This is a genomic window from Staphylococcus shinii (assembly GCF_017583065.1).
Lineage (GTDB): Bacteria > Bacillota > Bacilli > Staphylococcales > Staphylococcaceae > Staphylococcus > Staphylococcus shinii.
Genome location: NZ_JAGEVL010000007.1, coordinates 91,928 through 117,402, shown reverse-complemented (window position 1 = coordinate 117,402; position 25,475 = coordinate 91,928). Strand labels below are relative to the sequence as shown.

The 25,475-nt window shown below is 33.6% G+C and carries 25 protein-coding genes; 6 read left to right on the top strand and 19 right to left on the bottom strand.

What is annotated here, in order from left to right:
• Nucleotide 1 precedes the first annotated feature (1 nt).
• The gene (locus J5E45_RS10210) at nucleotides 2–1,084 is read right to left on the bottom strand and encodes a Gfo/Idh/MocA family protein (protein WP_069792770.1); all 1,083 of its coding nucleotides are present in this window, start codon (nucleotides 1,082–1,084) and stop codon (nucleotides 2–4) included.
• Nucleotides 1,085–1,307: 223 nt separating this feature from the next.
• Between J5E45_RS10210 and J5E45_RS10205 the strand changes: the two genes are divergently transcribed.
• A complete protein-coding gene (locus J5E45_RS10205) occupies nucleotides 1,308–2,057 on the top strand; it encodes a MurR/RpiR family transcriptional regulator (protein WP_039068871.1) in 750 nt (249 codons plus the stop codon).
• Between the two features lie 153 nt (nucleotides 2,058–2,210).
• Here J5E45_RS10205 and J5E45_RS10200 read toward each other — a convergent pair whose 3' ends face one another.
• From J5E45_RS10200 to pta, 6 genes are all read right to left on the bottom strand, one after another.
• Nucleotides 2,211–3,821 (bottom strand): alpha-glucoside-specific PTS transporter subunit IIBC, encoded by a 1,611-nt coding sequence (locus J5E45_RS10200; protein ID WP_039068953.1) that lies wholly within the window; start codon nucleotides 3,819–3,821, stop codon nucleotides 2,211–2,213.
• A gap of 273 nt (nucleotides 3,822–4,094) precedes the next feature.
• Entirely contained in the window at nucleotides 4,095–5,171 is a 1,077-nt protein-coding gene (locus tag J5E45_RS10195; RefSeq protein WP_039068872.1) for a phosphomevalonate kinase, read from the bottom strand.
• A 12-nt stretch (nucleotides 5,172–5,183) separates the two neighbouring features.
• Complete coding sequence (gene mvaD, locus J5E45_RS10190) at nucleotides 5,184–6,167, bottom strand: diphosphomevalonate decarboxylase (RefSeq protein WP_069792772.1); 984 nt, start codon at nucleotides 6,165–6,167, stop codon at nucleotides 5,184–5,186.
• Nucleotides 6,168–6,172: 5 nt separating this feature from the next.
• A complete protein-coding gene (mvk, locus tag J5E45_RS10185; protein ID WP_119605301.1) occupies nucleotides 6,173–7,096 on the bottom strand; it encodes a mevalonate kinase in 924 nt (307 codons plus the stop codon).
• A gap of 618 nt (nucleotides 7,097–7,714) precedes the next feature.
• Nucleotides 7,715–8,551: a lipoate--protein ligase family protein gene (locus J5E45_RS10180; protein ID WP_208182165.1), complete on the bottom strand. Its 837-nt coding sequence runs from the start codon at nucleotides 8,549–8,551 to the stop codon at nucleotides 7,715–7,717.
• Complete coding sequence (gene pta / locus J5E45_RS10175) at nucleotides 8,551–9,537, bottom strand: phosphate acetyltransferase (protein WP_208182164.1); 987 nt, start codon at nucleotides 9,535–9,537, stop codon at nucleotides 8,551–8,553. The genes J5E45_RS10180 and pta overlap by 1 nt, the downstream gene beginning before the upstream one ends.
• 173 nt (nucleotides 9,538–9,710) lie before the next feature.
• Here pta and hemQ point away from each other — a divergent pair, with 173 nt between their 5' ends.
• The 3 genes from hemQ (at nucleotide 9,711) to J5E45_RS10160 (ending at nucleotide 12,193) form a co-directional block, all read left to right on the top strand.
• Nucleotides 9,711–10,460: a hydrogen peroxide-dependent heme synthase gene (hemQ, locus tag J5E45_RS10170; protein ID WP_039068878.1), complete on the top strand. Its 750-nt coding sequence runs from the start codon at nucleotides 9,711–9,713 to the stop codon at nucleotides 10,458–10,460.
• Nucleotides 10,461–10,958: 498 nt separating this feature from the next.
• Complete coding sequence (locus tag J5E45_RS10165) at nucleotides 10,959–11,729, top strand: threonine/serine exporter family protein (protein WP_172643899.1); 771 nt, start codon at nucleotides 10,959–10,961, stop codon at nucleotides 11,727–11,729.
• Nucleotides 11,730–11,740: 11 nt separating this feature from the next.
• Nucleotides 11,741–12,193, top strand: a complete 453-nt coding sequence (locus J5E45_RS10160; RefSeq protein ID WP_039068882.1) for a threonine/serine exporter family protein — start codon at nucleotides 11,741–11,743, stop codon at nucleotides 12,191–12,193.
• A 142-nt stretch (nucleotides 12,194–12,335) separates the two neighbouring features.
• On the opposite strand, the gene J5E45_RS10155 is transcribed toward J5E45_RS10160, so the two are convergent.
• From J5E45_RS10155 to J5E45_RS10140, 4 genes are all read right to left on the bottom strand, one after another.
• Nucleotides 12,336–13,823, bottom strand: coding sequence for an APC family permease (locus J5E45_RS10155; protein WP_069792773.1), 1,488 nt, complete (start codon nucleotides 13,821–13,823; stop codon nucleotides 12,336–12,338).
• A 63-nt stretch (nucleotides 13,824–13,886) separates the two neighbouring features.
• Nucleotides 13,887–14,249, bottom strand: a complete 363-nt coding sequence (locus tag J5E45_RS10150; protein WP_039068954.1) for a DUF423 domain-containing protein — start codon at nucleotides 14,247–14,249, stop codon at nucleotides 13,887–13,889.
• Between the two features lie 26 nt (nucleotides 14,250–14,275).
• A complete protein-coding gene (locus tag J5E45_RS10145) occupies nucleotides 14,276–14,641 on the bottom strand; it encodes a DUF5327 family protein (RefSeq protein ID WP_039068886.1) in 366 nt (121 codons plus the stop codon).
• A 3-nt stretch (nucleotides 14,642–14,644) separates the two neighbouring features.
• A complete protein-coding gene (locus J5E45_RS10140) occupies nucleotides 14,645–15,301 on the bottom strand; it encodes a uracil-DNA glycosylase (protein ID WP_039068888.1) in 657 nt (218 codons plus the stop codon).
• 246 nt (nucleotides 15,302–15,547) lie between these two features.
• Here J5E45_RS10140 and thiD point away from each other — a divergent pair, with 246 nt between their 5' ends.
• Together thiD and vraX are read left to right on the top strand one after the other, a co-directional pair.
• Nucleotides 15,548–16,378, top strand: a complete 831-nt coding sequence (gene thiD, locus J5E45_RS10135; protein WP_039068889.1) for a bifunctional hydroxymethylpyrimidine kinase/phosphomethylpyrimidine kinase — start codon at nucleotides 15,548–15,550, stop codon at nucleotides 16,376–16,378.
• 273 nt (nucleotides 16,379–16,651) lie between these two features.
• Nucleotides 16,652–16,822 carry a C1q-binding complement inhibitor VraX gene (vraX, locus tag J5E45_RS10130; protein WP_017723548.1) on the top strand — a complete coding sequence of 57 codons (171 nt, stop codon included), beginning with the start codon at nucleotides 16,652–16,654 and terminating at the stop codon, nucleotides 16,820–16,822.
• A 256-nt stretch (nucleotides 16,823–17,078) separates the two neighbouring features.
• Here the strand turns inward: vraX and J5E45_RS10125 are convergent, their stop codons facing one another.
• The 8 genes from J5E45_RS10125 to J5E45_RS10090 all read right to left on the bottom strand — a co-directional run bounded on the left by J5E45_RS10125 (nucleotide 17,079) and on the right by J5E45_RS10090 (nucleotide 25,459).
• A complete protein-coding gene (locus J5E45_RS10125) occupies nucleotides 17,079–17,525 on the bottom strand; it encodes an ASCH domain-containing protein (protein ID WP_039068891.1) in 447 nt (148 codons plus the stop codon).
• Nucleotides 17,526–17,818: 293 nt separating this feature from the next.
• The gene (locus J5E45_RS10120) at nucleotides 17,819–19,231 is read right to left on the bottom strand and encodes an MFS transporter (RefSeq protein WP_069792774.1); all 1,413 of its coding nucleotides are present in this window, start codon (nucleotides 19,229–19,231) and stop codon (nucleotides 17,819–17,821) included.
• Nucleotides 19,232–19,422: 191 nt separating this feature from the next.
• A complete protein-coding gene (locus tag J5E45_RS10115; RefSeq protein ID WP_039068893.1) occupies nucleotides 19,423–19,686 on the bottom strand; it encodes a hypothetical protein in 264 nt (87 codons plus the stop codon).
• Between the two features lies 1 nt (nucleotide 19,687).
• A complete protein-coding gene (locus J5E45_RS10110; protein ID WP_069792775.1) occupies nucleotides 19,688–20,050 on the bottom strand; it encodes a hypothetical protein in 363 nt (120 codons plus the stop codon).
• Nucleotides 20,022–21,164, bottom strand: coding sequence for an acetyl-CoA C-acyltransferase (locus J5E45_RS10105; RefSeq protein WP_069792776.1), 1,143 nt, complete (start codon nucleotides 21,162–21,164; stop codon nucleotides 20,022–20,024). Before J5E45_RS10105 ends, J5E45_RS10110 begins: the two co-directional genes overlap by 29 nt.
• Nucleotides 21,161–22,531 (bottom strand): AMP-binding protein, encoded by a 1,371-nt coding sequence (locus tag J5E45_RS10100; protein ID WP_069792777.1) that lies wholly within the window; start codon nucleotides 22,529–22,531, stop codon nucleotides 21,161–21,163. The genes J5E45_RS10105 and J5E45_RS10100 overlap by 4 nt, the downstream gene beginning before the upstream one ends.
• Before the next feature lie 340 nt (nucleotides 22,532–22,871).
• A complete protein-coding gene (locus J5E45_RS10095; protein ID WP_069792778.1) occupies nucleotides 22,872–24,047 on the bottom strand; it encodes an NAD(P)-dependent malic enzyme in 1,176 nt (391 codons plus the stop codon).
• A gap of 68 nt (nucleotides 24,048–24,115) precedes the next feature.
• A complete protein-coding gene (locus J5E45_RS10090) occupies nucleotides 24,116–25,459 on the bottom strand; it encodes a 2-hydroxycarboxylate transporter family protein (RefSeq protein WP_069792779.1) in 1,344 nt (447 codons plus the stop codon).
• Nucleotides 25,460–25,475: the final 16 nt, after the last annotated feature.

The following is a 25,475-nucleotide window of genomic DNA, read 5'->3' as shown; positions in this document are numbered from 1 at the left end:
TTTATTTATCATTTAAATAAACAGCTTGCCCTGTTTTAGCTGATTCGTATATAGCTTCTAATATCTGAGTTACAACAAATGCTTCTTTTGGTTTAACGACAGGTTCTATATCCTGAGTAATACTATTTATCCAAAATCTCGCTTCTTCTTCTGCTTCATCTATCTTTTCACCTTCATAAAAATCAACGCCAGCATTTTCTAATTCAATTTCAGAAGTATACAGTGTTTTTAAGTCTTCACCGTGTATACGTAAGCCATTTTTCATGTCAGCGCCACCATCAGTACCTGACAAGGAACATTTGGCTTCATCAACGTCTAAAGAATTAAGCGCCCAGCTTGATTCTAGTATAATGGTGGCCCCATTCTTCATCTTGATAAATCCAAATGCAGAGTCTTCTACCGTGAATTTATTTGGATCCCAAGAACCCCAAGCATTAGCTGCATCCGCTTGTTTCCCCAATTTTTGAAATGTAGAGCCCATCACGGATTCAGGCTCATAATTATCCATCATCCATAATGTAAGATCTAATGCATGAGTTCCTATATCAATTAACGGGCCACCTCCTTGTTTCTCTTCGTCTAGAAAAACCCCCCATGTTGGTACTGCACGTCTTCGAATAGCATGAGCCTTACTAAAATATATCTCTCCTAAATCTCCACGTTGTGTTACTTTTCGTAGATATTGACTATCAGCACGAAATCTATTTTGATAACCAATAGTTAACTTTTTATTATTATGCACTGCAGCATCAATCATTAATTGTGCTTCTTCAGAAGTTTTAGCCATTGGTTTTTCACACATCACATGCTTACTTGCATTCAATGCTGCTACAGTAATCTCTTGATGCGTATTATTCGGTGTACAAACATGAATAACTTCAATCGAATTATCTTTTAATAATTCAATGTAATCTTCATACACTGTTGCATTTTTATCACCATAACGCCTTGCTGCTGATTCAGCTTTTGTTTTATCTATATCACAAAAGGCAACCATTGATACCTCTGAAATTTTCGCTAAACTTGGTAAATGTTTACCATTTGCTATACCTCCACAACCAATAACACCAACTTTAACTGTCATTATCTCATCTCCTTAATTTTTGAACGCTCCAAAAGAAAACGCTTACAATAAAATACAAAAAAATATTTAAGTCTTCTTTCTTACTTTAACTCCTTTAAAATTATAGTAGAATAAAAAATTAAAAACACCAATAAGTTTGACGTATTTAGAATTTATATATTAACATTAGAATATATTTTCAAAATTCGGAAATTTTTCCAATGAATAGGTGGAATCTTTTTATATGGTATTAGATCATCTTATTAATAAACATTTTGAACAACTAACAGAAAATGATTTACATATTATCAATATTATCAGACAAAATATTGATCAAATTTCGAACATGAAAATTCATGATTTAAGTAAACTTACACATACATCTATCTCTACGATTCATAGGTTAGTTAAAAAAATGGGATTTGAAGGTTATAGTAATTTTAAATTTTACTTAAAAATGGATACAAATACATCATCTACACAATTCGCGAACGCAGATACAATAGTTGAAGATGTTCAAAGGACTGTTGAACATCTTGAAATGTTTGATTATCAACCACTTAATGAATTAATTGAAACTGCTCCATTCATCTATATTTTTGGTACAGGTATGGCGCAACAAAATGTAGCACGTGAAGCTCAAAGACATATGCTCTCTATTTCTAAAAGAGCTATTGTTATTAATGATGAAACGGAATTGCGTTTAGCTATAAACCAAATGTCCTCTAATGATTTACTTTTTGTTATATCATTATCAGGAGAAACTAAAAATTTAATAGAGCCTATTCAACTTATTAAAGCTCGTGAACTACTTTACGTATCAATTACAACTTTGCATGATAACTATATTGCTAAACATGCTGTCTTTAATATTTACGTTAATAGCCCACCTATTCAATTTTTTAATAATACGGAATACTACAGCTTCACACCTTATTATGTCGTATTTGATTTTATAGCAAGAACTTATCATAATTATAAAATTAATAATTAGTTTTCATGTGAATTTACAACTGGTTTTATTACTACAAAATTCCAAGTAAAAGACATTATAAATCCTGTATTGATAAAAAGTGGAGGGGGTGTTTGAAAATCATTATATGTTTTGATTTCTACACTTCTCCACTAATTTAGAATATTAACAAGGCTAACTTGATTTGTTTAAAATTTGTTCTACTTCTTCTCTTACTTGTGATACCGAAAGTCCAACAATAACTTGGACATTTTTACCACTTTTAACAAGACCATGGGCACCGCCTTTTGATTTAAAATAATTATCTGCTGCTACTTGTTCAGGATCATTTACGGTGACGCGAAGTCTTGTGGCACAATTAGTAACATCAACTATATTATCTGCGCCACCTAATCCTTCTATATATACATCTGCTTTCATTTGATATTCACTATAACTATCAGAAAGCGAACTTTGTTTTTTATTTTCACGGTAGTCTTTTTTCGTATATAGTTTAGTATCTTTATTGTCATCTTTTTCCCTACCAGGCATAGGAATATCAAACTTCAATATTATAAATCTAAACAAGTAGTAATAAATAAAGATAAAAATAATCCCTATTATAAATTGTGCTAAATAGGTTCCCCAATGTGATCCAAATAGAGGAATCCAATTGGTTGCCGCTATTTCAATAAAACCGCCACCTAAATTCCCAACTAAGCCAAATGCATGCATAATTGTAACCATTGTTGCACCTAAAACAGCATGTATTAAGAATAAGAAAGGTGCAATAAATATAAATGTAAATTCTAATGGCTCGGTAATCCCTGCAAATACTGCAGTTAATGTGGCTGCCAATAATAGCGCACCTACCTCTTTCTTTTTATGAGGTTTAGCTGTGGAATATATCGCAAGCGCTATGCCAATCGAACCAAAGATTTTCGTATTACCTTGTAATAAGAACCCTCCGCCAGGGAAGATATCTTTTAATGATTTAGTTGTCTCAGAATATTCAGTAAGGTGTGATATCCAATAAGATTTAATACCGCCATCTACAACAGCTGGACCATATTCAAATGGCGTATATATAAAATGATGTAAACCGGTTGGTATCAATATCCTTTCTAAGAAATGGAATAGCCACACACCAATATAACTAGATGTAGCAAGAAAGACTTGTAACGATGCAATCCAACCTTGAACAATCGGCCACCCCCAACTTGTTAAAAAGGCAATTGGAATCATACAAAAAAATGCAAGCATAACTACAAATGGCGATCCCTGGAATATGCCTAATGATTCAGGCAATTTCTTATCATAATAACGGTTATGTAACCATATTGCGACACCCGAGATAATTAAAGCTCCAATAATGTTAGTATCTAATGTTTTAATGCCTACTAACTCTGTCAGTCCTGTCGCATCATCAACATTCTCTTTAAAGTTAACACCAAAAGTAGGTCCCCATGTCGTTAATATGCCATTAATAAAATAATTAAACATCATATAAGTAACAACAGAAGACATCACTGCATGCCCTGCTGATTTTTTCGCTAATGAAATAGGTAATCCAATAACAAAAATGAGCTCTATATTTTCAAATACAGTCCATCCTCCGTTTTCAATTAATGACCATATTTGAAACCATATACCATCAGGGTTGGCAAGCCCTCCCATAATAGATTCATTTTTGAAAAGTGTCGCAATTCCAATAATAATACCAAAAAATGGGAACAATAACACAGGTACTATCATCGCTCCACCGAACCTACGTATTGCATTGCCAATGTTTCGTCCAATGTTCATAATCATCATCCTTTTCGCTCTTTTTGGAAGCGCTTTCTTAAAACGATGATATGCTTAAATATTTATAAGTTCAATATAATAGTGCGATTCTGACATGATGTACCCTTGAATGATTTTATTTTCATCAAAAGGTAAATTTTCCAATTTTTTAACAAAACGGAACTTATAGATATATCTTCTAAATTTCAAGTTCTTAATCCTATGCATTAAAAAAACAGCACTTTAATCCTCTTATTCGGATTAAAATACTGCATTCCCCTTAATATTCATTATTTATTGACCATGATAAATATTAAATTCAAGTGGTTTCACTTCATTGTCTAACCACTCTTGATAAATTAATTTTTTCTTCACTTTATTATCGATAATTGTAATACCACAATCACCACCGCCTGCTCCTGATGTTTTAGCTGCACCACCGTATTTTTCGGCTATAGAACATAAAACTTTCAAATGTGCTGTCTCAATATCAATCGTCGCCTCTTTATCCATCGATTGAATAATTTCACGGTTGGTACGAATCATTTGTTGTACGCCTTTAATGTGATTTGTTTTGAAGGCGTGAATCAGTTTTTCTACGCATAAATGTGAGCGTTCTAAGAATTTGCCATAAAATGTGGGATCTGATTTTAAGCGTTTGACTTCACTAACAAGATGATGTGACGACGCCGGAGAACCTGTCCAACCAATTAGGACTTCCATATTTTCAGGAGGCTGTAATGGTTCAATATGTAGGCCAGGCCAGTTTTTATTTAGTACTTCATTGACAGAAGTGTCCTCTATTTGTTGTGAAACCCACTCATGGTCAAATGTACTATATGCTAGCCATCCTGTATAAATACTTACAGCAATATCTCCACAAGAACTTAAGCTTTGTAATTTCATATTAGCAATCACGGCTAATTTATAAATATAGAGATTGGATAAATGTGTCTCATAAAATTCATTTAATACTTTTACAACTGAAACGAGTACAGCTGCACTAGATCCTAAACCATACTTATGACCATTCGCATCGTCTAGATTACTATCTATCGTTAAATTAAAATGTTTTAAACTAATATTGTTACTTCGAACATATTGCTCAAATACTTCAATCGCAGTAATAACATACTTCAATTGTTTAGCAGCATGGACGTCAGAAACAGCGATTCTATCTTGACGTCTTTGGAAAGTCACAGGTTCATGATGTAATGTTTTTGAATGTATTGTGCCTTGAGAAACATTAGAATCTTCAATAGTAGCTGTTACAAATCGATCTACTGCAATTAATACAGATTTATATCCAGGTTCAGTAACAGCGTATTCACCTGCAATATATAGCTTACCTGGTGCTTTGACTTGAATCATTTTATCTCTTCCTTACTCAATAATTTCAACGCCTGTGCTTATAATATCACTCGCAATGATTTGTGCTTCGTCAAACGATTTATATAAGGCATCTATCACTGCTTGTTGATTTTTCTTTTCAACTAAAATTTTGACATTAGGTCCAGCATCCATTGTAAAGTAGCAAAGATAGCCCGCTTCTCGGCATTGGTGTACAATATCCATTACAAGATAACTATCATCTACCATATACGTAAATGGTGGTTGTGCTCCTAAGTTCGTTGCATGCATACGTAAACCATTTGCTTCTATAACTTCACCTAATTGCTTAAAGTCTTTTTGGTTTATCGCATGTTTAACTGCTGTTATATCTTCATCTACATGATCCAACCAATATTGATAAAATCGAGATGTATCACGTGTTAGTGACATACCAGCACGACTAGATACTTTTTTAGATTTATTATTGATCACTACAAATATCATTGCTAAGTCATTTTCCCAATTGTCTGCTTCAACAGGAAAACTGTATGATGTTGCATCATCATGACCTTTTTCCCATTCTACAAAGCCACCGTAGATACTTCTTGATGCTGATCCAGAACCTCTACGAGCTAACCTAGATAATGCTTTACCCGTTAATCCAAGATTTAAAGCCTTGTCACACGCAGCTGCTAATGCTGCATACGCACTTGCTGAAGAAGCAAGCCCTGCTGCAGTTGGTACATAATTCTCACTTTCAATATATGCATGCGCAGATGTTCCACCTAATTCTCTCACGATATCCATAAATTTACTTATTTTAACAGCTTCATTTTCTGCAACCACTTCACCATTTAAAATAAGCGTATCTTTGTCATAACTTTCATCAAAAGTAACTTTTGTTTCAGTATAAAAACGATCTAATGTTACAGAAAGACTATTATTCATCGGAATAATATAAGTTTCGTCAGCCTTCCCCCAATATTTAATCAGTGCAATGTTTGTATGCGCACGTGCCTTACCACTATTGACCAACCTCATTACCCTCCTAAGTATTCAATCCACGTATGATGTGCACCTAAATCTGTTGCACATTTAACGATGTTCTCTGCTATTTCTAAATCAGTAGCTAGTACAATCATACTACCACCTCGCCCACCACCAGTTAACTTACCAGCAATAGCACCTTGTTGCTTACTTACTTCTAATATTTCTTCAATTTTCTCATGACTTACAGTTAGTGTTCTCAAATTCTCTTGGCATAAATTAAATACAGAGGCTAATTGTTCGAAATCATGGTGTTCAATTGACTCACTTGCTTCATGTACAAGTTTACCAATATGCTTTACATTTTGCAGATATTTACGATCTTCCTTGCATAAATTATGCACGTCTTCTACTGCTTGCTTTGTAGAGCCACGCACGCCTGTATCGATAACAACCATATAGCCACTTAGGCCTAATGGTTTTAATGTTTGTACTTGTCCTTGTTGAAACCAGACGGGTTTATTGGAAACAATAGTTTGTGTGTCAATACCGCTTGGTTTACCATGAGCAATACGCTCAGCCCAATTTGCTTCTTCAATCAATAGTGCATCAGATAACGGTTTTTTAAGATAATCAAAACTTGCACGCACAAAAGCCACTGCCATAGCAGCACTAGAACCTAACCCTCTTGAAGGTGGTAAATTTGTATCAATCGACACTTTTATAGGCGTTTTAACACTATATTTTTCAATAAATCTTGTAATTACTGCTTTTAAATGTTCAGGTGCTTTGCTTAATTCACCTTCAAATACTTCACTTTTAATAAAAGAAACACTTGTTTCCTTCAAAGATTCAATTGTTGCTTTTACTTTACCAGTCGTGAATGGAATTGCTATTGCTGGTTCGCCAAACGTTACAGCATGTTCACCAATTAATATTACTTTACCATTCGCTTCCCCGTATCCTTGTTGTGCCATATTTTCAATCACCTTTAGTATTTTCTTTAAATTGTATTTATATGTACTGATTTTTGTACAGTTCAGGCATCTATTTATTCGCCCATAACAACACACTCATTACTTAAATCATATTTCCAAGGAAATTTTCTGTTTTCATTCTATAGATAATGAAAAAGAATTAATATTTAAGTATGTCATTTTTAAAATCAGATAAAATTTCATCATCATTAAACATTTTCATTATTTTTGCAAACATCATTTTATATTATCTCACAAAATCTACATAATGCCATACGACTCTGGTCATAGTTTATTAAATTTTAAAAACTATACCTGCTTACATTAGCATAGAGACCTATAAACAATCATTACAAAAATTAACACCAGATGCTAATTCATGCTCATACTTACTCATTATAAAACGCTCGGACTATATATTCAAAAACTTACATTGAAAATAGCCAAATTTATTAATTATTAGTTTTTAAACCATACTTTCACTATATTACTTATTTCATTTCTATAATTCAACAGATTTAAAAACCTATTGCTATAAATCTTATTTGATTTAACAAAATAAAAAAAGACTAGTATGTATACTTAATCTTCAAGTACCCATACTAGCCTCACTCTAATCTAATTCATTGTTTGATTGATTTTAGCGTTACGTTCTATCATTTTTTCAAAATAACCTTCATATAATTGCCATTCTTCATCAGTGATTGGTTCCATGTTCAAGCGCCCACCTAAATCCTTGATTGCATACAACAATTGGAACATCACATCTTGCATTGTTATCTTCTTATTTAACAGCGTTTCTAAAGATGCCATACAAGACGGTTCAATATTTGGATAAGTGAACTTGGTTTCCTCACCTTTTAACGCACGCTCATAAAAGGATTGCATCATCTCAGCTCTTTCACTGCCATCACCTTCTACACAAAGGTAAATTTGAACTGCAATACCACCACGAACGCGCCTTTGTGAAATACCAGCAAACTTTCTACCATTAATGCTCAAGTCAAATTTACCTGGGCAGTATGACCTTTCGATTTCATGTGTCGCTATTTCAATATCTTCATCTTCAAACATTTTAGCAATTAATAAATACATTACTGAAAAAGCTTCATCAATTGTAATATCATGTTTACCCTTAAAAATCAGAGAAATATTCAGCACACCTTGATCTAAGACCACACCTAGTCCACCCGAGTTTCTAACAATCGCATTATAACCACGCTCTTCTGTAAGATAACGTATACCATCTTGCAAATAAGGTAACCTTGAATCATGAATACCTAGTATTACAGTATGTTGATGTACCCATGTACGAACAACGCTACATGATAAATCTTTCCCTACACTTTCAGAAAAAGTATCATCAAATGCAAATGATTGCATAGGCTCCAAACCTGAAGAATGATCTATATAACGCCAATCTGCGGCATTAAAATATTTGCTTGCTAAATCCATTATTGTAATGACTGTGCAGCAGTAATGATTGATAGATTATATACGTCTTCTATAGAACAACCACGTGATAAATCATTTACTGGTGAGTTAAGACCTTGTAATACTGGACCAACCGCATCAAATCCACCCAGACGTTGCGCAATTTTATAACCGATATTTCCAGCTTCTAAACTTGGAAATACGAATACATTTGCATCGCCTTGAATTTTAGCGTCTGGCGCTTTTTTCTTCGCAACTTCTGGTACAATTGCTGCGTCAAATTGGAATTCACCATCTACAACTACGTCTTCAATATTATCAGCTTTAATTTTCTCTTGAGCTATGTCTACAGCATTTGAAACTTTTTCAACATCATCCGATTTAGCAGATCCTTTAGTTGAGAAACTTAACATTGCAACGCGTGGTGACATTCCGAAACTTTTAGCAGACTTAGCACTTTCAACTGCAATTTCAGCTAAATCTTGTGCTTCAAGTGTAGGGTTAATTGCACAATCACCAAAAATATATTGTTGATCGTCTTTAATCATAAAGAAGATGCCTGAAGTTTTAGAGACACCAGGTTTTGTTTTGATAATTTGTAATGCTGGGCGCACAGTATCTCCAGTAGAATGCGCAGCGCCACTAACAAGTCCTTCTGCTTTACCAGTATAAACAAGCATTGTGCCGAAATAGTTAACATTTTTCAACATTTCTTGTGCTTGTTCTTCCGTTGCTTTACCTTTACGACGTTCAACAAAAGCAGTTACTAATTCTTGTTTTAATTCGCTTGTTTCTGGATCGATAATTTCTAAATTTGAAATATCTAATCCTTTGTCATTAGCTAAAGCTTTAACGTTTGCTTCGTTACCTAATACTACAGGCGTCACATAGTCTGTCCCTTGTAATTGTGTTGCCGCTGTTAATACTCGTTCATCTTCCCCTTCAGGTAAGACTATTTTCACGTTTTTTCCTGAAAGTTTTTCTTGTAATACATCTAATAAAGACATAAGGGCCTCCTCAAAATTTCAATTCTTTTTTATTTTACGAATACCATTATACGTTATTTTTTATTAGAATTCCATGTCACCAATTTGTAATCATTTACTTATGTTTTAATACTCCCTTTATGGTAAAATTTTGTAGTGAAGACATAAAAATTTTCATTAAAGGAGAGATTTAAATGCCACAAGCACCAGAAACTTTAGATGGATGGTACAGTTTACATTTATTATATGCAATTGATTGGTCAAGCCTACGTTTAGTGCCAGATGAAGAACGTCGAAGCCTCGTAGAAGAGTTACAATCATTTTTAAATAAACATGAATCTGCACGAACAAACAACACTGGCGACCATGCATTTTACAATATAACAGGTCAAAAAGCGGACATTCTTTTATGGGCATTACGTCCAGAAATGAAAGACTTAAACGCCTTTGAAAATGAATTCAATAAATTAAAAATTACAGATTTCTTAATCCCAACATACTCATATGTTTCAATCATAGAATTAGGAAATTATCTTGCAGGAAAATCTGATGAAGACCCTTATGAAAATCCTCATATTAAACCAAGATTATTCCCTGAATTACCACACTCTGAGTATATCTGTTTCTATCCAATGGATAAACGTCGTAATGAAACTTATAACTGGTACATGCTTCCTCTTGAAGAACGCCAAGAACTTATGTATGCACACGGTAAAATAGGTCGTCAATACGCTGGAAAAATCAAACAATTTATTACTGGTTCAATGGGATTTGATGACTTTGAATGGGGCGTCACATTATTTGCAGATGATCCATTACAATTCAAAAAAATCGTCTCTGAAATGAGATTTGATGAAACCACTGCTCGCTATGGGGACTTCGGTAGTTTCTACGTAGGTCACATTGTTAAGAAAGAAAATTTACAAGACCTTTTTTCATTATAAATTATGAAGCAAGCAGAAATTATGCGAAGTAAAATTTGTATTCTGTGAAATAATTTGCGCAACTGCTACTAACTCGTTTAAAAATTTCACATTATAATTAAAAAGGATCTCGTCACTAGATTAACTAATGACGAGATCTTTTACTTTTGAGATAAAGGATATTTCCCTATACTCATCTAATTGTAGTGTGTTTGGGAGAACTTTAGCCACTACTTAATTTAAATATTAACTGTTTATATTGTCGCTACTCAATATATGTCTGTAACAGTTAACTAATACTATTTTAACCTATTTGAAATATTTGAAACATAAATGTATTGTAACAATTGCGTAAAATACATTAACTCCCTTATACAATAAGAAATAAAGCAATCCTTATAACAAAATGTAATAGGAAAATGTTACAATAAAAAATATTAACTCAATAACTTATTCCCACGCTATAACAATAATTCTATAGTGTTAGTTAAATACATTTTAATTGGTGATTAAATGACAATATATAATCAAACAATCGAGAGCTATGATGAAAAAATGGCAAAAGATGTAATTATGCTTGCCGGAAGAATTCTATTAGAATCAGGGGCAGAAGGTTCACGTGTAGAAGATACGATGACACGAATGGCTTTTACTTTAGGATACAAAGAGAGTAATAGCTTCGTTACGAATACCGTTATTAATTTTATGCTCCACAATGAGTCTTACCCAAGAATATTTAGAATTAAAACAAGAGATACGAATCTACTGCGAATTTCACGTACTAATGGCATTTCTAGACGACTAGCACTTGGTGATATTTCCCTAGAAGACGCATTTCAAGAATTACAAAAAATATACAATGAACAGAGCATTCAAAACCATTATCTTTTTTATAAATTTATAGCTGCTGCAGTTATTTCTGTCAGCTTTTTATATTTACAAGGTGGCTATTTGATTGATGTTTTAACTGCATTACTAGCTGGGTCTTTTGGCTATATTGTAGTAGAATTATTACATCAAAAATTGCACGCCCAATTTATTCCTGAATTTATGGGGGCATTAGTAATTGGGTTGATTACAATTATTGGTCATCATCTCATTCCAGGTGGTTCCGTCGCTACTATTATGATTGCAGCCGTCATGCCAATCGTACCAGGGGTATTAATCACAAATGCCATTCAAGATTTGTTCGGCGGACATATGTTGATGTTTACCACTAAATCATTAGAAGCACTCGTCACAGCTTTTGGTATTGGCGCTGGCGTTAGTACGATACTTATTATTTTTTAGGAGTTATGTCTATGTTTTGGATATTAAATTTTATATTTAGCTATACCGCTTCCCTCTTTTTCGGCGTAATATTTGATGTTCCGAAACGTCTTTATAACATTGTTGGTCTTGTTGGAGCAAGCGGATGGATGGTTTATATTTTATTTTATGATGGTTTTTCTGCACACACGATATACTCTAGTTTCTTCGGGAGCTTAGCTCTAGGTTGTTTAAGCCACATCATGGCTCGCATAAAAAAAGAACCCGTTATCATCTTTATGGTTCCTGGAATAATCCCATTAGTTCCTGGTGGCCTCGCCTTCGACGCTACTAAAAATCTAGTACTATTAGAGTTTAGTAAAGCTATAAACACTATGTTAGAAGTAACGCTTATAGCTGGTGCAATAGCGTTGGGGTTACTCTTTGCTGACCAGATAGCCAAACTAATTGTTTCAGGAACAAAAATACGTAAAAAGCGTGTATAAACACTATATTTACTCCTATAGACATATAAAAAGAAGACCAGTAATCCATGATGTGCAACATTGTGATTAACTGGCCTTCTTTTTATAATAATTAAATTTTCACTATTTCATGTTAATTACATATTTTTACTAGAAGTAATAACTATTGATTCGCTTTCTCTGACTTATGTTCATTTATTAAATCTACAACGTCATCTTCTGAACGGTTTAAAATCAATCTACTTAATTTATCATTGTCCATACGCTTTAGTTTTGGATAGCGGACTACAAAGAAGATTAAGCCAATCACTAACCATCCACCTAATGCAATATATGACGGTACAGATAACGACGCTGGTGAACCAGGAACTAATAATAACAATAAAAAGACAAATGATACAACCGTGCCCAATATTGCAAATATTTTATATACAGGACTATACGTATTACTAGCTTTATTAAAACTAAACAATTTAGCAGCTGACAGACAAGTAATAAAGTAAGCAATCGACACTCCTGTTGACGACATATCGACAATCCAAGTCAACGCCGTACGTCCTAGCCACGGAGCAATTAACGTAATAGTAACCAAGAAGATAATTGCTATATATGGTGTTTTATATCTACTGTGCAATTTGCTAAATACTGATGGCATAATACCTGAACGGCCCATAGAGAATAACAAACGACTTGAGCTCATTAAGAAGCCATTTAATCCAGTAAAAATTCCCATGATAATAGCAATTGCTAATACTGCTAAACCAATATAACCAAAGGCTGCTTGTGTTACAGCACCTGTTAACCATAAGTTTCCATTTAAACTGGTTGACGAAGTGCTTAACCAACTTGTGTATAATATCATCAATACATAGGTAAATGCTGCGGCTAACAAACTATATACAATAAGTTTGAATGTTTTATTAGGCGAAAAATCAAATTCTTCAGCCGTCTGTGGTATATTATCAAATCCAACATATGCCCATGGCGCAATTGCCACAATCATTATGATGGAAGTAAACCATCCCTTACTTTCATTGGTTAATGGTTGTAAATTTTCAAAAGAAAAGTTATTACCAAAGAAAGATCCGAAAAATAATAATATTATTGTAATAACCATTGCTACACAGAAATAGTATTGCAGAGAACCTGAAACACTTGCACCTTTAATTGCTATAAACATAAAGACAATTAATAATAATGAAGCAATCAGAATTTCAGTGATATACACATCCCATCCTGCTATCGTATATAATTTACCAGTTTCTAAAATATCAGGTAATAAAAATTTAATTAATAAACTAAATGCTGTGGCGTTTAATGCGACCACACAAATATACCCAAATGTTAAGAACCAGGATGAGAAGAAACTTACGTACCTCCCAAATCCTAAAAAGCTAAATGCAAAGGCTCCGCCAGATACAGGAAAACGTTCTACTAATGCACCATAACTTACTGCTATAAGTATCATTAATAATGCACCGATGACGATACCTATCGCTGCAGAAACCGGGCCTGATTGACCTATCCAGTCACCAGGTAATATAAAAGCACCCCAACCTATACACGATCCATAGGCGATTGCCCATACAAACTTCTCAGATAAATTCTGTTTTAAATCTCCTCTATCTATCTGTTTTTCATTTTGACTCATAAATAAAATTCACCTCATGGAGTGTATTATACCCATAAGATGAATTCTATAACAATTATAACTTTATAATTTAATCGTTGCTATAACTAACATTAGCCAGCCAGCAATAAATAGTACGCCGCCAATTGGGGTAACCGCGCCTAATATACGAATTTGAGTTAAAGCTAAAATATACAATGAACCACTGAAAAATATAATACCAAAGAATAGTAACCAACCTGCCCAATTGACATTAATAGATGTAGTACCACTAATGATACCTATCGCTAATAATCCTAGACCATGATACATCTGATAAGTTGTCGCCTTTTCCCAAATGGATAAGTATTTTTCTGATAGCTTATTTTCTAACCCATGTGCACCAAAAGCACCTGTACCCACTGCCATCATCGCGTTAAGCGCACCTAAAACAATAAACACTTTCATCATGTTAATTTCCATCCTTCCATTATTTAAAAATCAAAAATTGAGTCACCGTTACCTATTTCATCATCTGTAACCAATTTATTAGAATTTAATCCAGTGTCGGTTGTTACATTCTGACTGGAACTATTTGGTACTTTTCCGCCCATCGCTCTGATTTCATTTTCAGAAATATTCGATTTAGTATTTCCATGTTGTACTGTTGATGATTTAAAAGAAGATGATACATTGAAACTATTGTCACTATAACGTTGTTTATTAGAACGGGTCTCAGTAACTAATGATGTTAATGTATGAATCGCATATATATGCTTCTCAAAATCAACATTACTTTGAGCTTCGTCTGCTTGGACTAACTCCTGTTCAATCAATTGAATAATCTTTTCTTTTTCCATGTATTAATCCTCACTCTCACACCAATTCACTGGTTTAATGCCATTTGTTTGTAAATAATTATTTGTCAGAGAATACGGTTTTGATCCAAAGAAACCACGATATGCTGACAGCGGACTTGGATGTGGAGACTGAATAATATGGTGTTTCGTAGTGTCTATTAGCTTAATTTTCTGTTGCGCAGGTTTGCCCCATAAAATAAACACAACATTTTTCAATTGTTCAGATACCGCTTTTATCACTTCATCAGTAAAAATTTCCCAACCAATATTTTTGTGAGAATGCGCTTCTCCTTGGCGAACTGTCAAAACAGTATTTAATAATAAGACACCCTCACGCGCCCAATCTTGTAAATGTGGAGATTTTCTCACACAACCAATATCATCTTCCAGTTCTTTATACATATTTCTTAAAGAAGGCGGAAACTTGGCATCTGGCTGTACTGAAAAAGCTAGTCCGTGTGCTTGATTAGGTCCATGATAAGGATCTTGACCTAATATGACCACTTTCACGTGTTCAAAAGGCGTTAAATCAAATGCCTGATAAATATTTTCTTTATCGGGATACACCACTTCAGTAGTATACTCTTTTTCTAAAAAATCATGCATGGCAGTAAAGTCATGTCGCGTAGTTATATCATGAAAAACATCCGACCATTCCATATCGTCTCACCTCATTCATATAGTAACATAAAGAACCCCTTTTTTGCTTTAGCAAAATTAGGGGTTCTTACGCTTGAGCTTTAGCTCAGGTGTACGCTCTGTTTATTAATTTAACGACCCTCACTTACATAAATCCCTCTAAAACCTTACAAGCTTCTCAAAGCCACCTTTATCAACACCTCGTTATTTAGAATACACGTTAAACATGGTATGATAAGTGCAAAAGATATTTAGGAGTGAAATTTAATGGCATTGAAAAAAACATTAACGATTGCCGGTTCAGATACTAGCGCTGGTGCAGGTATGCAAGCTGATTTAAAAACTTTTCAAGAACTAGAGACATACGGCATTGTAGCCCTAACTTCAATCGTAACAATGGATGAAAAAACATGGTCACATAATGTGACGCCAATTCCATTTGATGTATTTGAAAAACAATTAGAAACAGCAATTTCAATCGGCCCAGACGCGGTAAAAACAGGAATGCTGGGTACACAAGAAATTATCAAACGTGCTGGCGAAGCATTTGTTGAATCTGGCGCAGACTACTTTGTTGTAGATCCAGTAATGGTATGTAAAGGAGAAAACGAAGTGCTAAACCCAGGTAACACAGATGCAATGGTAGAACATTTATTACCAAAAGCAACTGTCGTAACACCGAACTTATTTGAAGCTGGCCAACTTGCCAATTTAGGTACTTTAAAATCAATAGATGATATGAAAAAGGCAGCTGAAATTATCCACCAACAAGGCGCAAAGCACGTAATTATTAAAGGTGGCAAAGCATTAGACCAAGATAAATCATATGACCTATACTATGATGGAAAGCTATTCTATCAATTAACAACAGATATGTTCCAACAAAGTTATAACCATGGTGCTGGTTGTACATTCGCAGCTGCTACCACTGCATACTTAGCAAATGGCAAATCACCTAAAGATGCTGTAATCGCTGCAAAAGCATTTGTTGCTTCAGCAATTAAAAATGGTTGGAAAATGAACGACTTCGTTGGTCCAGTTGATCACGGCGCATTTAACCGCGTTGAACACATAGATGTAGAAGTTACAGAAGTTTAAATAAATAAGAGCCATAAGCACACCTCAAAAGAATGTTAATAGTGAGGTGTGCTTTATATATATTATGGAAGGTTTTGAAAAATAAGGCTTTTATAAATATATAATACAGACTTTAAACAACCTATAAAATCATACCTAACACGCACAATTATTTAAATCTTCAAATAATATACGACATTAGTCTGATAAAAAGTTGATACTGTAGACTCATGTATTTACATTGATTTTCCATTATTATAATAAGTGTAGAGAGATAAAGGAGGGAATCACAACATGATTATCTACAAACAGGCTTTTGAAAATGGTAACCCAATATATGAAATTATCACCAAGACTTTCAAAACAATTTCTGTTAAATTCGATGAAAATTTCAACATGAATGAATTATATAAGTTACTCTCTCTACTTGAAAATGATGTTGATAACATGAAGCTAAGTTATTAAGCACATTTTCTATACATCGAAGACTATGCAGAAATTGCACTAAGAAGAATTCAGAATTTAAGATATACAATTAACTCCCCTTTAAGACATATGAAGTTAAAAAAGCAAAGCGTGTATAAGTTGTCCCCTTATACACACTTTGAACACACAACCCTATAAACACTCACCCTAAGTGGTACATAGTTAGGCAAAGATTGTCCCCTTTGTTTGCTTGGAGAGCAACCTCGAAGCAGTCCTAACTTATGTACCACTATTTTTATACATATAGCACTTTAAATTCTTCACATACTACGATAATAGATTCATTAAACTCCAATCCTAAAGACTCGTAATACGGCTTAAAGAAATCAATATGTGCTTTCCGCCAATATGTTAATGACTTATCGCCTTCACCTTCTAAGTAAGCGTGATGTTCAGTTACTTCATTGAAAGGAGTTTGATAAACACGTGTTGTTTCAATTACGCATTTTGGCTGTCCCTTTTCATTTAAGATCACACTAACTTCTCCTACTTGAGGTAGCGGTTCTTCTTCAACTTTATACGTTTCGTAACCACTCGTCGTAGCAGTTTTCTCACCTTGCTTTACTAATTCTGCTAATTCATCTTCATCAACACCAAAGGACCATGCTTCAAATTTCACACCCTTATATTCTGGAAATGCTTCAATAAATGTTCTCCAATATTGTTCTACTGTTACAGCCATATTCATCCTCCTAATTTTTCTCAGTTAATCTTAAGATAACATAAAAAATCAGTCTTGGTCATTGAATGTCTGGCACTATTTCATCATATAGTCTGTAAATAACTGAAATGAACATAAGTAGTTTTAGTCCTTGCAATCACCTTATTGAGTTAGTCTTGCTTATATATGAGCACTAACTCGAGCATTTCTTGCTTCAAAAATTATTTCATTCCTTATCATACTAAAAAGGGACAAAAATCATTTTATAAAAAATTGATTTCTGTCCCTCTTTTAAATATATTTAAAACTTTTAATTAAACGCGCTTATCTTTCGTCCACCACAATGCCTTATCAGGATTATCCTTATAATATTCATATTCTTCGTCACTTTCGACATTAGGGTATGAACCTTTAAGTGATTTCCCTGCTGTACTTACATGTAATAACGAAATAACGATAATACCTACAATACTCACAACCGTTAAATAATAAGCCGGAGATAATGGATCGCCTGTTTTTGCTACAAGTGAAGATGCGATTAACGGTGTCGTACCACCAAATAATGACACAGATACATTAAATGTTACTGCCAGCGTTCTATATCTAATATGAGTATAGAACATTGTTGGTAACGAACCAGGCATAGTTCCTTCATATGTTGATAAGAAGAAACCTAAGACAAAGATACCAACGATAATAAAGATAATCGACGTTGTTTGTAAAAGTGAAAAAGCAGCAATACTAAACACTGCAGTACCAACCAATCCAATTAAAAATACATTTTTTTCACCAATTCTATCAGCAAGTCGACCAAACATTAATGCTAATGGAATCATCACTGCCATAACAACTGTAATTAAAACAGATACTGTTGTACTATCTAATTTAATAATTTGTTGTAAATATGATGGCATATATGAAGTTACCATATAATTTGTACAGTTAAAGAATGCGACTGCAACAAAACATACAATAATATCTTTATAATAATATCTAATAATTGTTAAGAAACCGATATTATCTCTTCTCGGTTTATCTGCAAGTTCGTTTTCATACACTGGAGATTCTTCTAGTTTTCTTCTTAAATAAAAACCAAAGATACCTAAGAATAAGCCTAAGATAAATGGAATTCTCCAACCCCATGAAGCCATTTGATCATCATTTAAAAAGAAGAATAATAATCCGCTTAATACTGATGCAGCAATATAACCTGACAATGTACCAATTTCAAGGCCAGAACCAAGCGTATTTCGTTTTCTATCCGGTGAAGATTCTGCTATATATACCATTGCACCTGCATATTCCCCACCTGTTGAAAATCCTTGTAACACTCTACCTAATAAAAGTAGTATCGGCGCCCAAACACCAATTTGATCGTATGTAGGTAATATACCAATAAGTAACGTTGAGAACGCCATCATAATAATGGTTGTTGTTAATACAACTTTCCTACCGTATTTATCTCCAATTATACCAAAGATAATACCACCGACTGGTCTAAGTAAGAACGCGATTGCAAATGTTGCAAATGTAAATATTGTTTTGAGTTGATCATTTTCTACCGAACTGAAGAAGTTTTGTCCGAGTATCACCGCTAAATAAGAATATAAACCAAAGTCAAACCATTCCATTGCGTTTCCGATACCTGTGGCAAACACAGTTTTTTTAGCAGTTTTGGGATCAACCTTATTTATACTACTTTTATCAAAATCCTTTTCATAATCCATGAATATGTCCACTCCCTTTAACATGTTATACAATTATACGTAGTTAATGAATATTGTCAAACTGACCTCAACCTTTTAATCACTTTTCTCTTTATTTTTATGCAAAAAATGTATAATAATCTTTTTGTTTTTCGCACATATAAAACTTATAACAAAATAAAAAATGAGTTCCCTTAAGTAAATTTGGGAACTCATTTTTTTGTTATACATATTTTTATTTTGTCATTTTCATTTAAAATAATTAATTTATTAGGCTTTTCAAATTTAACTTTAATAATTTCTGATATTTCAATAGATTCAACATATTTGACTCTGTAAGATGACCAATTTACTTTTGTTTTTGTAAGGGCTATTTGAACTACCATTTGACCTGGAACAATTTGCTTATGTACAGGATTATGATCGTTAATTAATGATAAATATTCATTTACTTGTTTTATATTTAGCTCAAACATTTTAAATACGCTCCAAAAAAGTTTGCGTAATAGATATACATTTATATTTATTTTTATTAATTTCTAACTTGACTATATATTTCATATATTGACGAATTTTCTTACAGTCAACAATATGCATATGTGCTAAATAATGTTCATTTACACTTAAAGGTTGTATTTGAGTAACCTCGGTTTCTCTAAGTAAAATTTCATTTTCTATAAATTCTTGAAACAAGGTAAATTCTGGCCATAGCTTTGCGCACAAAAGTGGAGGAACTATATTAGTTGGCTCATCGCCAAAAAATTGATTGTAAATATTTACTTCCTTATCATTGAATATAACATCTCTAACTTCATGACCATCGTTCGAATAATGCTGCATTCCCCATGCCCCCTCCAATACCCATAGTTGCAATAGTTCTATGATAATTCTTCATATAAAACAAGCGTGTAACCAAGGCAGCTCCACTTGCTCCATATGGATGTCCTGTAGCGATTGCGCCACCATATATATTCAACTTATCTAGTGACATACCTAGCTCTCTTTGACTTGCTAATACTTGAGATGCAAATGCTTCGTTTAATTCTATAGCGTCTAGTTCACCTATGGTATGTTTATTTCTCTTAAGTAATGTGTTTACCGCAGGTACTGGACCAATTCCAAGTAAAGTAGGATCAACTCCCACTGTAATACCATCTTTAAAAATTAAACCTTCTTGTAAACCGTAATCTTCAGCGACTGTTTTTTCCATAACCAACAATAATACTGCACCGTCATTCTTCATACAACAATTACCTGCAGTGACTGTTCCTTCAGTTAATAACGGTTTCAAACGATTTAATGTGCGTTCACCCATTTTTTCTTTAATACTTTCGTCTCTGTTAAAAATTTCACCTTTTACTTCCAACGGAACAATTTCTTGATTAATATGCTTTTGTTTATAAGCCATAATTGTCTTGCTATGACTTTTCCATGCAAATGCATCTTGATCTTTTCTTGAAATGTTATATGTTTGTGCTACATGTTCCGCAGCTTGAATCATCGATGGATCTTGGCTATCTGGTGCAAAAGAGGCACGTTCAAAAAATTCAGGTAACTGCGTGTCATAGACGGATTGCGGCCTTTTAATCTTCCATGGCGCCCTACTTGTACTTTCTACACCACCAGCAATATATATTGAACCCGCGCCAGCTTGAATCATTCGACATGCATGTATCACAGCTTCTAGCCCAGAACCACATTGCCTGTCTAATGTAAGCCCTGGAATATTTTGATTCAATCTAGCTTCTAGCAAAGATTTTCTAGCAATATTGCCACCATTTCCTACCACATTACCTAAAATAACATCGTCAATTTCTGACATTATATGTGGATATTGTTCATTGAAATGCTCAAATAATGGTTTTAATAATGCTTCTGGTTCTAAATGCTTTAATTTCCCACCATATTTGCCAAATGGCGTTCGTTTCGCTGCGATTACAACTGCTTCGTTCATTGTTTTAATTCACCCTTTAAATAAAGACTTCTCATAAGTTTGCGTGCAATTTTACCACTTTGTGTATAATACATTTTACTTACTTTCACTAACTTTGATGGCACCTGATAACGAGCCAAATACTGAGTTAAATAATGCTTAAACTCCCGATACGTCACTTCTTGCTTAGCGGTATAAAGTAATACTGCGATTTCGCCAAATTTTGAATGAGACTCACTAATGACTAATACTTCCTTGAACTCTTTAAAATTTTGAGCGAAACGTTCTATTTCACTTGGATAAACATTCCTACCACCAATAATCATTCGATCATGCTGGCGACCATGTAAATATAAGTAACCTTCTGAATTTAATGATGCAAAATCACCAATTTCTATCCAATCATCATTTGGATGTGAATCCCCAATATATCCACTGAATACCATGTTGCTCTTAACTTTTAATTTACCAATACCATATTCATCAACTTGGTCGAGATTGACTGTAACATTAGGAAATAGTTTTCCAACAGAATGGCTAGGTGCCTCATTATTATAGTTATAACTAATGAAACTCGCCTCCGAAGTTCCAAAGAACTCTATTAATGTTGCATTAGGAAAAAGCATGGTAACGCTATTTCTTAAACGATGTTGTAACTTATCTCCGGTCGTAAATATATATCTAATTTGTTGCACAGAACTGTTCCAGGAAACACAAGTATCTAACATTGTAGGAACTACAAATAAAGCGCAATGCTTTATTGTTTTGTCTGTTTTCATTTTATTCATTAATACTTTTGCATTAAATTGTTGCTGCCCAATAAATTTGCGACCACTATACAAAGCAAAGATGCATACAAATAAAGATAAAGAGTGTGATAGCGGCCCTGGTGCAATCATAGTATCTATTTCATTTTCCATTAATTTTTCAGTTTCTTCATATGAATATAGCCATGACAACTCATTTCTATAATACGCCTTAGGCAGACCTGTCGTTCCAGAAGTAAAACCAATATGTAATATATTATCTATCTCTGTAGTATTTTGTTCTACTTGTTTAAATAATATGACTTTTAAATCATTATTTATAAGATATGCAATATCGTATTTTTCTATGAGCTTGTTTACTTGCTCTTGAGTCCATCGAAAATCCATAACACAAGGTATGCACCCTTTTTTGATTAAAGCCAAATAATACAATATTGTAGACATCGGGTTGTTCATCGTAAGCGCAACACATTGATTTTCAGGAATATCATGTAATTGTTCTACAATCGCTACTATGCGTGCTTGCAACGCTTTATAACTTATAAGTTCTGCATCAAATTGAAGTGCACAATCGTACGGTTGATATTGTGCGTACATTTCAATATTTTTTAATAATTGCATTTTTATCACCTTATTGTTAACTATAATATTCTTAATGTTAACATTTCTTATATAGATTTCCTATTGTTCGGTGTAGCTATATACTGTTTCTTTTGCAAATGCTTTTATATTTTATTATTACGATTTCTATAACAATCAGTCCATTTTAAATAAAAAAGTCGACATGATTTCGGGACAGAAACACTATCCTCGACTCATATCGACCTCATTTATTATACGATTTAGAATGCTCTCAACAGCATTTACAAGAAATAGAATTTTTAATATCGGTAACTTTGATAGGTTTAAAAATCAGTTACAGTTACTGGCTATATCAATCATCCACTTCATTTAAATCAATTTATTTATGGACTGTTTCCAAAGCTGATTTTTCAACTGCATTGGCTACCGTTGCTACCACGTCTAAATTTAATGCATGTGGAATTACATAGTCTTTACTTAATTCACTTTCAGAAATAACATTTGCAATACCCTGTGCAGCAGCTACTTTCATTTCAGTCGTAATATTCTGCTTACGCGCATTTAAAATGCCTCTAAAGATACCTGGGAACGCTAGTAAATTATTAATTTGATTTGGATAATCAGAACGACCAGTTCCTACAACAGCAGCGCCCGCAGCAATTGCTTTCTCTGGAAAGATTTCAGGTATTGGATTGGCTAATGCAAAAATAATTGGTTGATCACTCATCGCTTTAACGTGACTTTCATTTAAAACATTAGGTGCCGAAACACCTATGAATACGTCTGCCTTTTGAATCACATCATCTAAACCACCGCGTTTTTGCGTTAAGTTAGTCACTTCAGCAATATCCTTTTGTGCATCATTCATCCATGTCTCGCCTTGACAAACCACACCTTCAATACTTAATAATACAATATCTTTATATCCAGCACTTAATAATAATTGCGCAATTGCAATACCTGCTGACCCTGCACCATTAATCACTATTTGCACTTCATAATCTTCTTTCTCGACAACTTTTAATGCATTAATTAATGCAGCAAGCACAACAATAGCCGTCCCATGTTGATCGTCATGAAACACAGGAATATCTAATTCTTCTTTTAATCTTTTTTCAATTTCAAAACAACGAGGTGCTGCAATATCTTCTAAATTTATTCCTGCAAAATTAGGTTGAAGTGCTTTTATAATATTAATAATTTCTTCAGTATCTTTAGTATCCAAACAAATTGGAAATGCATCTAAGTCCGCAAATTTTTTGAATAATATACTTTTTCCTTCCATGACTGGTATCGCAGCTTTAGGCCCAATATCGCCTAGCCCCAAAACAGCTGTACCGTCTGAGACAATGCCAATCATATTACCTCTAGACGTCAATGTGTTTACCTTTTCTTCATCTTCAGCAATTACATTACACACTTCCGAAACACCAGGCGTATAAACTGTGCTTAAATCTTCTTGCGTATTCACATCTACTTTACTATTAATTTCCAATTTCCCTGCATGTTTTTGATGAAGCTCTATTGATTCAGCTTTATAGTTTTTTATAGTCATGTATTTCTACTCCCTTAATTATTTGTTATTTCGTCTTTTATTTATAAATAGTAGTGAATGCATTCTTACTAACTTAATAATTTCATTAAGAATGTTGCAGCTATTACTGTTGATACACCGCCTAATCTTGTTGCTACTTGCGCGAACGGCATTAATGACATGCGTTTTGATGCTGACAGAATTGCGACGTCACCTGTACCACCTAATCCACTATGACACCCTGTCACAATAGCGGCGTCAACTGGATACATTTTCATTAATTTACCTACAAAAAATCCTGAACTAATCATCGTTATAACAACTGAAGCACAAATTACAATATATGCAGGTGATACAATTTTAACCACTTCCTCTAATGGGATGTATAACATCCCTAGACCAACCATAAGAGGCCAAGTCAAACTTGTAGATATAAATTTGTATAGTTGATGTGCCCCTTGTTCCATTTTATTAGGCATCAATTGTAAACATTTAATCAACGTCGCTAATAAAATCATAATTACTGGTCCTGGAATACCAATAAATTTGTGTGCAAGATCACCAAAAATAAAGAACGTACAGGCTATTAATAAACCAGCTCCCATAAGCGAAAAATCTACTTTCTTATTATCGTCGTTTGTATCAGCTGCCATCTCTTTATCATCAGATGCCTTTACTAATGTCCCATTACCAGATAATGACTTTTTCTTTTCTCCTAATCTCATCATTAATCCAGCTGTCACAACTGCAATAATATTACCGATAACGGCTGCTGGTATCATTTGCGCAACAAAGGATTCAGCAGATTCCCCTAAAATTGATGAGTATGCTATTGATAAAGGTAAAATGCCTTCTCCAATTCCTCCCCCAATAATAGGTACAATAATATAAAATAATGTATGTTTGATGTCATAACCAAATAAGATACCTACAAGTAATCCAACAATAACTGCTGTTAAAGTACCAACAATTAATGGGATAAACATTCGAGTAAAACCCTGTATTAAAACTTTACTCTTCATTCCTAAAATACTACCGACAACGAGACATGAAATATAAAAATATAAGAAGTTTGATGTTTTCATTAGCGTTGTAACGGCGTTCATCGAAGCTGTATTAAACACACCTAAAAATACTAAAGTAGATGGTATTAATAAAGCTAAAATTGCAGGACCACCTATATCTTTTAAAATTGGAATTTTCATTCCTAAATCACCAAACAGTACCCCTAAAATCATAATGATCGCAAACCCACCAATCATATCAGCGGGTAATGCATTGTAAACAGAGGCAATAAATATGATTACTGCTAATGTTATATAGAGAGGTAAAGGTATAACCCCTACCTTCATATGTGTTAATTTCGACCAGATTCGGCCATCTTTTTCTACCCCATCTATAGTAAGCGCTTTCATTTCACTTTTAGATATCATTGACATCCCCCTTAAA

Bases quoted from the DNA above. Each gene is read 5' to 3' on its own strand.
- J5E45_RS10125 (WP_039068891.1), bottom strand. From the start codon at position 17,525: ATGGCTGTAACAGTAGAACAATATTGGAGAACATTTATTGAAGCATTT.
- J5E45_RS10195 (WP_039068872.1), bottom strand. From the start codon at position 5,171: ATGATTCAAGTCAAAGCACCAGGTAAGCTATATATTGCAGGTGAATAC.
- J5E45_RS10155 (WP_069792773.1), bottom strand. From the start codon at position 13,823: ATGAGTCAAAATGAAAAACAGATAGATAGAGGAGATTTAAAACAGAAT.
- J5E45_RS10110 (WP_069792775.1), bottom strand. From the start codon at position 20,050: ATGCAGCATTATTCGAACGATGGTCATGAAGTTAGAGATGTTATATTC.
- hemQ (WP_039068878.1), top strand. From the start codon at position 9,711: ATGCCACAAGCACCAGAAACTTTAGATGGATGGTACAGTTTACATTTA.
- vraX (WP_017723548.1), top strand. From the start codon at position 16,652: ATGATTATCTACAAACAGGCTTTTGAAAATGGTAACCCAATATATGAA.
- J5E45_RS10090 (WP_069792779.1), bottom strand. From the start codon at position 25,459: ATGATATCTAAAAGTGAAATGAAAGCGCTTACTATAGATGGGGTAGAA.
- J5E45_RS10160 (WP_039068882.1), top strand. From the start codon at position 11,741: ATGTTTTGGATATTAAATTTTATATTTAGCTATACCGCTTCCCTCTTT.
- thiD (WP_039068889.1), top strand. From the start codon at position 15,548: ATGGCATTGAAAAAAACATTAACGATTGCCGGTTCAGATACTAGCGCT.
- mvk (WP_119605301.1), bottom strand. From the start codon at position 7,096: ATGGCACAACAAGGATACGGGGAAGCGAATGGTAAAGTAATATTAATT.
- J5E45_RS10100 (WP_069792777.1), bottom strand. From the start codon at position 22,531: ATGCAATTATTAAAAAATATTGAAATGTACGCACAATATCAACCGTAC.
- J5E45_RS10115 (WP_039068893.1), bottom strand. From the start codon at position 19,686: ATGTTTGAGCTAAATATAAAACAAGTAAATGAATATTTATCATTAATT.
- J5E45_RS10095 (WP_069792778.1), bottom strand. From the start codon at position 24,047: ATGACTATAAAAAACTATAAAGCTGAATCAATAGAGCTTCATCAAAAA.
- J5E45_RS10205 (WP_039068871.1), top strand. From the start codon at position 1,308: ATGGTATTAGATCATCTTATTAATAAACATTTTGAACAACTAACAGAA.
- J5E45_RS10180 (WP_208182165.1), bottom strand. From the start codon at position 8,551: ATGGATTTAGCAAGCAAATATTTTAATGCCGCAGATTGGCGTTATATA.
- J5E45_RS10145 (WP_039068886.1), bottom strand. From the start codon at position 14,641: ATGGAAAAAGAAAAGATTATTCAATTGATTGAACAGGAGTTAGTCCAA.
- J5E45_RS10140 (WP_039068888.1), bottom strand. From the start codon at position 15,301: ATGGAATGGTCGGATGTTTTTCATGATATAACTACGCGACATGACTTT.
- J5E45_RS10120 (WP_069792774.1), bottom strand. From the start codon at position 19,231: ATGGATTATGAAAAGGATTTTGATAAAAGTAGTATAAATAAGGTTGAT.
- pta (WP_208182164.1), bottom strand. From the start codon at position 9,537: ATGTCTTTATTAGATGTATTACAAGAAAAACTTTCAGGAAAAAACGTG.
- J5E45_RS10105 (WP_069792776.1), bottom strand. From the start codon at position 21,164: ATGAACGAAGCAGTTGTAATCGCAGCGAAACGAACGCCATTTGGCAAA.
- J5E45_RS10210 (WP_069792770.1), bottom strand. From the start codon at position 1,084: ATGACAGTTAAAGTTGGTGTTATTGGTTGTGGAGGTATAGCAAATGGT.
- J5E45_RS10150 (WP_039068954.1), bottom strand. From the start codon at position 14,249: ATGAAAGTGTTTATTGTTTTAGGTGCGCTTAACGCGATGATGGCAGTG.
- J5E45_RS10200 (WP_039068953.1), bottom strand. From the start codon at position 3,821: ATGAACATTGGACGAAACATTGGCAATGCAATACGTAGGTTCGGTGGA.